General features: G+C 64.9%; 6 protein-coding genes, 1 pseudogene and 1 riboswitch. Of the genes and pseudogenes, 4 read left to right on the top strand and 3 right to left on the bottom strand.

From position 1 onward, the window contains the following. Positions 1-256 precede the first annotated feature (256 nt). Positions 257-401, top strand: a riboswitch (FMN riboswitch). Positions 402-478: 77 nt separating this feature from the next. From EOA29_RS23405 to EOA29_RS23390, 4 genes are all read left to right on the top strand, one after another. Continuing rightward, positions 479-946: a 6,7-dimethyl-8-ribityllumazine synthase gene (locus EOA29_RS23405; RefSeq protein ID WP_127221620.1), complete on the top strand. Its 468-nt coding sequence runs from the start codon at positions 479-481 to the stop codon at positions 944-946. Positions 947-1,099: 153 nt separating this feature from the next. Continuing rightward, positions 1,100-2,164 carry a class II fructose-bisphosphate aldolase gene (gene fba, locus EOA29_RS23400; RefSeq protein WP_059185845.1) on the top strand — a complete coding sequence of 355 codons (1,065 nt, stop codon included), beginning with the start codon at positions 1,100-1,102 and terminating at the stop codon, positions 2,162-2,164. Positions 2,165-2,320: 156 nt separating this feature from the next. Next, positions 2,321-2,479, top strand: a complete 159-nt coding sequence (locus EOA29_RS23395; RefSeq protein WP_126095396.1) for a peptide ABC transporter permease — start codon at positions 2,321-2,323, stop codon at positions 2,477-2,479. A 115-nt stretch (positions 2,480-2,594) separates the two neighbouring features. Beyond that, positions 2,595-3,320, top strand: a complete 726-nt coding sequence (locus EOA29_RS23390) for an MgtC/SapB family protein (RefSeq protein WP_127221618.1) — start codon at positions 2,595-2,597, stop codon at positions 3,318-3,320. A gap of 17 nt (positions 3,321-3,337) precedes the next feature. Here EOA29_RS23390 and EOA29_RS23385 read toward each other — a convergent pair. From EOA29_RS23385 to EOA29_RS23370, 3 genes and pseudogenes are all read right to left on the bottom strand, one after another. Beyond that, positions 3,338-3,539, bottom strand: a pseudogene (locus EOA29_RS23385) (hypothetical protein); the annotation flags it as partial. Positions 3,540-3,784: 245 nt separating this feature from the next. Continuing rightward, positions 3,785-5,062 (bottom strand): trehalase family glycosidase, encoded by a 1,278-nt coding sequence (locus EOA29_RS23375; RefSeq protein WP_127221616.1) that lies wholly within the window; start codon positions 5,060-5,062, stop codon positions 3,785-3,787. Positions 5,063-5,078: 16 nt separating this feature from the next. Continuing rightward, positions 5,079-5,493: TOBE domain-containing protein (locus tag EOA29_RS23370; protein WP_145969758.1), on the bottom strand; the 415-nt coding region annotated here is incomplete at its 5' end.

Genomic DNA, 5,493 nt, shown 5'->3' with positions numbered 1-5,493 from the left:
CAAAAAACTGGTCCGCCGCAGTGCCCTTCAACCCCGACCAGACGGCACTGCGGCGGACAGCAACTCAGGGGGAAAACTGTAACCTATGTATCCGGTTCAAAGTGTTACCCATCTATCGGCTGGACAGATCCTGCAGCGCCGCGATCCTTCGCGCCCCCCTCTGCCCTGCCGGGCATCGCCCCACAAGGGGGGAGATCGCAGCTCCGGCGACGGCGACAATTGACAGCGCCGGTCCTCCTCCTCCATACAAGCCGCGTTAAGTTCTCAGGGCGGGGTGAAAGTCCCCACCGGCGGTAAGGGTTTCGACCCAAGCCCGCGAGCGCCTTCCGGAAACGGGAGGGTCAGCAGATCCGGTGTAATTCCGGAGCCGACGGTTACAGTCCGGATGGAAGAGAACGTACGCAAGGACGGCCCGCTGGCGCGGGCCGGTTTTTGCGTCGTGCGTCCTGATTCTGGTTCGAAACGGAAGGAAGGACCCATGAATCAGCATTTCCCCAAAGATCAACAGACCCGCCGCGTTGCCGTCATCAGAGCGCGCTGGCATGCCGATATCGTCGACCAGTGCGTGACGGCCTTCGAGGCGGAGCTTGCCGCGCTCGGTGGTTTCAGCGTCGACATCTTCGACGTGCCTGGCGCCTACGAGATCCCGCTGCACGCCAAGACGCTCGCCGAAACCGGCCGCTATGCCGCGATCCTCGGCACCGGCTTCGTCGTCAATGGCGGCATCTACCGGCACGATTTCGTCGCCAGCGCCGTCATCGACGGCATGATGACCGTGCAGCTTGCAACCGGCGTTCCGGTGCTTTCCGCCGTGCTCACGCCGCACAATTTTCACGATAGCGCCGAGCATCACCGCTTCTTCCACGAGCATTTCGAGGTCAAGGGCATGGAAGCGGCGAGAGCCTGCGTCGAAATCCTCGCCGCACGCGCACGCATCGCCGCCTGAGCCCGACCGGTGCGCCAGAACTAAACCGATTTGGATTTCAGGGCCGCAACGAGAGTGGTTGCGGTCCGTCGGAAATCCGGCCAGAAGCAAGTGGTTGGGCCTGGCCTGACCATTGGTAAATCCCGCCTGCAACCAAATACAGGAGACTATTGGGTGGCTCGCATCACACTGAGACAATTGCTCGACCATGCCGCCGAACACGGCTATGGCGTGCCTGCCTTCAACATGAACAACATGGAACAGGGGCTCGCCATCATGGAGGCGGCCGAGGAGACCAAGTCGCCGGTCATCCTGCAGGCCAGCCGTGGCGCCCGCGCCTACGCCAATGACGTGGTGCTGGCCAAGCTGATCGACGCGCTGGTCGAAATCCACCCCGACATTCCGGTCTGCATGCATCTCGACCACGGCAACAACGAAGCGACCTGCGTTACCGCGATCCAGTACGGCTTCACCTCGGTGATGATGGACGGCTCGCTGAAGGAAGACGGCAAGTCGCCGGCCGACTATGCCTATAATTCCGGCATCACCCGGCGCGTCGTCGACATGGCGCATTGGGGCGGCGTCTCGGTGGAAGGCGAGATCGGCGTGCTCGGCTCGCTGGAAAGCGGCGGCGGCGAGCAGGAAGACGGCCACGGCGTCGAAGGCGCGATCAGCCACGACCAGTTGCTCACCGACCCGGTGCAGGCCGAGCAATTCGTGCGCGACACCCATGTCGACGCGCTGGCGGTGGCCATGGGCACCAGCCACGGCGCCTATAAATTCTCACGCAAGCCGGACGGCGCGGTGTTGGCGATGAATGTGATCGAAGAGATCCACCGCCGTCTGCCCAACATGCATCTCGTCATGCACGGCTCGTCCTCCGTGCCGGAGGAGTTGCAGGAGATCATCAACAAGTATGGCGGCCAGATGAAGCCGACCTGGGGCGTGCCGGTGGAAGAGATCCAGCGCGGCATCAAGCATGGCGTGCGCAAGATCAACATCGACACCGACAACCGCATGGCGCTGACCGGCGCGATCCGTAAGGTGCTGACCGAGAACCCTAGCGAGTTCGATCCGCGCAAATATCTGACGCCGGCCATGGCGGCGATGAAGAAGCTCTGCAAGGAGCGCTTCGAGCAGTTCGGCACCGCCGGCAACGCGCCGAAGATCAAGCCGATCCCGCTGTCGGATATGGCCAAGCGCTACAAGTCGGGCAGCCTCGACCCGAAATTCGGCTGAAAGCCGGGAATTTTGCCGGCCGCGTTATGGCCGGTCGACGGCGGGAGTGCTTGCCGCTCCCGCCGGCATTGCCGCCAAGTTCGGCGGAACTTCATGCCAGCAGATCGGTTCCTGTTCCGACACCTCCCGTGCCACCCGCAGGGGAAGGAGCAGATCATGAGCAAGGACCGCGACAGGCAAGGCCCGGTCTTTTCCGGCCAGGATGCGCGGCAGGGCGAAATCATCCTGCGCACGCGCGCAAGGCGCATCATCTTCATCGCCGGGCTGGTCGGCATCGTCGTGCTGGCACTGGTGCTGAGCATCGCCATTCGGTGAAGGACCGTTCGCGCCCTATGGGATCGAACGGCGCCGGCCACGGAACCATCGGCGGCCAAGCCAAGTTGAACATTCCAGACGCAACGGAGGGGCGCGCAGGCTGCCCTGACGGACGATGTTCGAGCCGCTTTGCTGCGATATGCCGCTTCACCCGACCTGGCCGGATCTCGTCGCGCGGCTGTTGCTGACGTTGCTCGCAGGCTTCCTCATCGGCTTGAACCGCGAGGCGCGCGGCCACTCCGCCGGTTTGCGCACGACCATACTGGTCGGCCTGGCGGCTTGCGTCGCAATGGTCCAGGCCAACATGCTGCTCGATGTGACCGGCAAAGGGCCGGACTCCTTCGTGCGCATGGATGTGATGCGCTTTGCGCTCGGCGTGCTCACCGGCGTCGGCTTCATCGGCGGCGGCGCCATTCTGAGGCGCGGCGATCTCGTCACCGGCGTCACCACCGCCGCCACGATGTGGATCATGACGATGATCGGGCTCGCCTTCGGCGGCGGCCAGTTCGGCCTCGGCGCGATCGCGACGGTGCTGACCCTGGTGACGCTTCAGGCGCTGAAATGGGTCGATCTCAAGATTGCCCGCGACCACAAGGCGGTGCTTTCGGTCTCATGGCCGAAAAACTCGCCACCCGACCTCCAGGAAATGGTCCGGCCACTCGGCTACAGCGCGCGTTTCGTCGGCATGGAGCACGATACCGACCGCGACCGCTTCGTGTTTTCCTTCGATGTTCAATGGAAGCAGCCCGACGCGGTCGAGCCTTCGACCGATGTGCTGGCGGTGATCTCCGAGGACTGTGCGGTCGAGCGCTTCGAGATCGTCGGCGAGAAGCCGTTCTGAGTGTCGGGCCGGCAGGCTTACTCGGCCGCGCCTGGCGTGTCCGCATCGGCGCGAATGAGCTTGATGTCCGCTCCGGCCACCCAGGCGCCGATATCCTCCCGGCGCAGCGCCGCCGCCATCATGTCGGGGAAATGGTCCGGCGTGCAGGCAAAGACAGGGATACCCAATGCCGCGACCGGCCATGGACGGATCGTAGCCGGGGCGACCCTGGTCTGGCATTCGCCCCAGACGAGCCCCAGTTGCTCGTTCGTCTCGAGGCGGGGCCAGGTCGAGCGCTTGGTCAGCTTGGCGGCGGCGCCAAGCGAAGCCTGGTCGGGGGCCAAAGCCTCGATTGTTTTCAAATCCAGCTGCAAGCCGCCCCTTCATGACCTCCGAAGCATGATGACGCGACGATTGATAGCCGTTTGCGGCGCGCTGGTGTAGCTCCCGCCGCCGCAAAGTTTACAGGCTCGATGAACGCGCCCTTACATTCCGCGCAAAAACTCGATGACCATCGCCGCCGTCCAGGTGAAACGGTCGCCGCCGAGCGGTTCTCCGGTAAGCGGATCGTAATATTCGGCGAAGCCGCTTTCGGTGATCAGGTCGAGGCTGGAGCGGGTGATGCGCCGGGCGACCTCGGCGTGGCCGGCGGCGAGAAGGCCGTCGGCGATCATGTAGTTGACCACCAGCCAGACCGGTCCGCGCCAGTAGCGCCTGGCATCGAAGCGCGGGTCGTCGGGATCGTGCGAAGGCACGATGTGACGCGCCTTGCCGGCGAGGCGCTCGACGGTCGCGGCGATCGCGGCGGCGCGCGCGTTGGGGATGGCGGCGAAAGCCGGCAGCATGCCGCCGACCGAGGCGCTGTCGACGAGCTTTCCGGTGATACGGTCGAGGCAGAGGTATTGGCCATGCGCGTCGCTCCACAGGCGCTCCATCGCCGCCAGCCCCTTTTCGGCGCGAGCGTGATTGGCATTGGCGATATCCATTTCGCCAAGCACCTCTGCGAGATCGGCAAGATCGGCCGCGGCGCGGATCAGGATGGCATTGAAGCCGGGATCGACGACCTGGAACGGCGAGGCGTCGTGTAGCCTGGCATTGTCCCAGCCCAGCCCGCGGAAATGCTGCACCAGCCAGAGATAGCGGTCGTACTGCGCCTGAGTCGGCCGATGCGCCGGATCGGCGTGCAGGATGTCGCGGCGCGTGTATGGTTCGACGCCTTCGGTCGGCACGCGCTCGAAGGCTTCGTCCCAATCGATGGAGTTGTCGCGGCCGGACTCCCAGGGGTGGATGATCGCAACCAGCCCCTCCCCCTTGTGATCGCGGTTTTCGTAGAACCAACGGTGCCAGGCATCGATCCGGGGCAGCAGCCTGCGAGCCCGCTCGGCTGCCAGCTTCTTGTCGCGTGCCCGGTCGAACAGTCGGCGCACGGCGAAGCCGGCGACGGCCGGCTGAGTGATGCCAGAAGTGGCGGTCGGCCGATCGGTGCGCCAGACCTCGGGCCCGGGAAAATAGCCGTCGTTCCAGACATGGAAGACGATGTGCGGAACCATGCCGTCGGGCCATTGGTGTGCGAACAGCGTTTCGATCTCGGTCCAGGCGCGCGCCTCGTCATAGTGGGCGAGGCCAAGCGCCGTCAGGCAGGAATCCCAGTTCCACTGGAACGGGTAGAGCCCCTTCGTCGGTATGGTGTAGTCGCCGTGGTCGTTTTCCTTCAGCACCTCGACGGCGCGGGCGATGATGTCTTTTGCGGCAGATGCGGTCATGGGGGATCGAGGTCTTTCAGAGGGCATTGGCGGTTTCTGGATCGAACCAGCGGATGCGGTCGGGCTTGGGGGCGAGCCGCAGGCGGTCGCCCACGGCAACGGTGGCGCTGGTGTCCAGCACCGCGCGAAACAGGCCGCCTTCGACGTCGCAGGTGACCAGCGTGTGCGACCCGAGCGGCTCGATGACGCGCACGGTGGCCTGCAACCCGTTGCCGCCGGCGTCGACATCCTCGGGCCGGATGGCGAATTCGATCTTCTGCCTGTCCGACTTCGGACCGGGCAGCGTCAGCCCGGCTACGCTCCAGCTTCCATCCGCGATTTTGGTGGCGGTGAGGAAATTCATCGGCGGGTTGCCGATGAAGGAGGCGACGAAACGCGCGGCCGGGTTGCGGGAAACGTCGACCGGCGGCGCCGCCTGGGCGGTGGGGCCC

The organism is Mesorhizobium sp. M1E.F.Ca.ET.063.01.1.1 (assembly GCF_003998155.1).
In the GTDB taxonomy this organism is placed as follows: Bacteria; Pseudomonadota; Alphaproteobacteria; order Rhizobiales; family Rhizobiaceae; genus Mesorhizobium.
The sequence above is the reverse complement of the archived record's forward strand: the minus strand, read 5'-3'. Positions and strand labels throughout refer to the sequence as shown.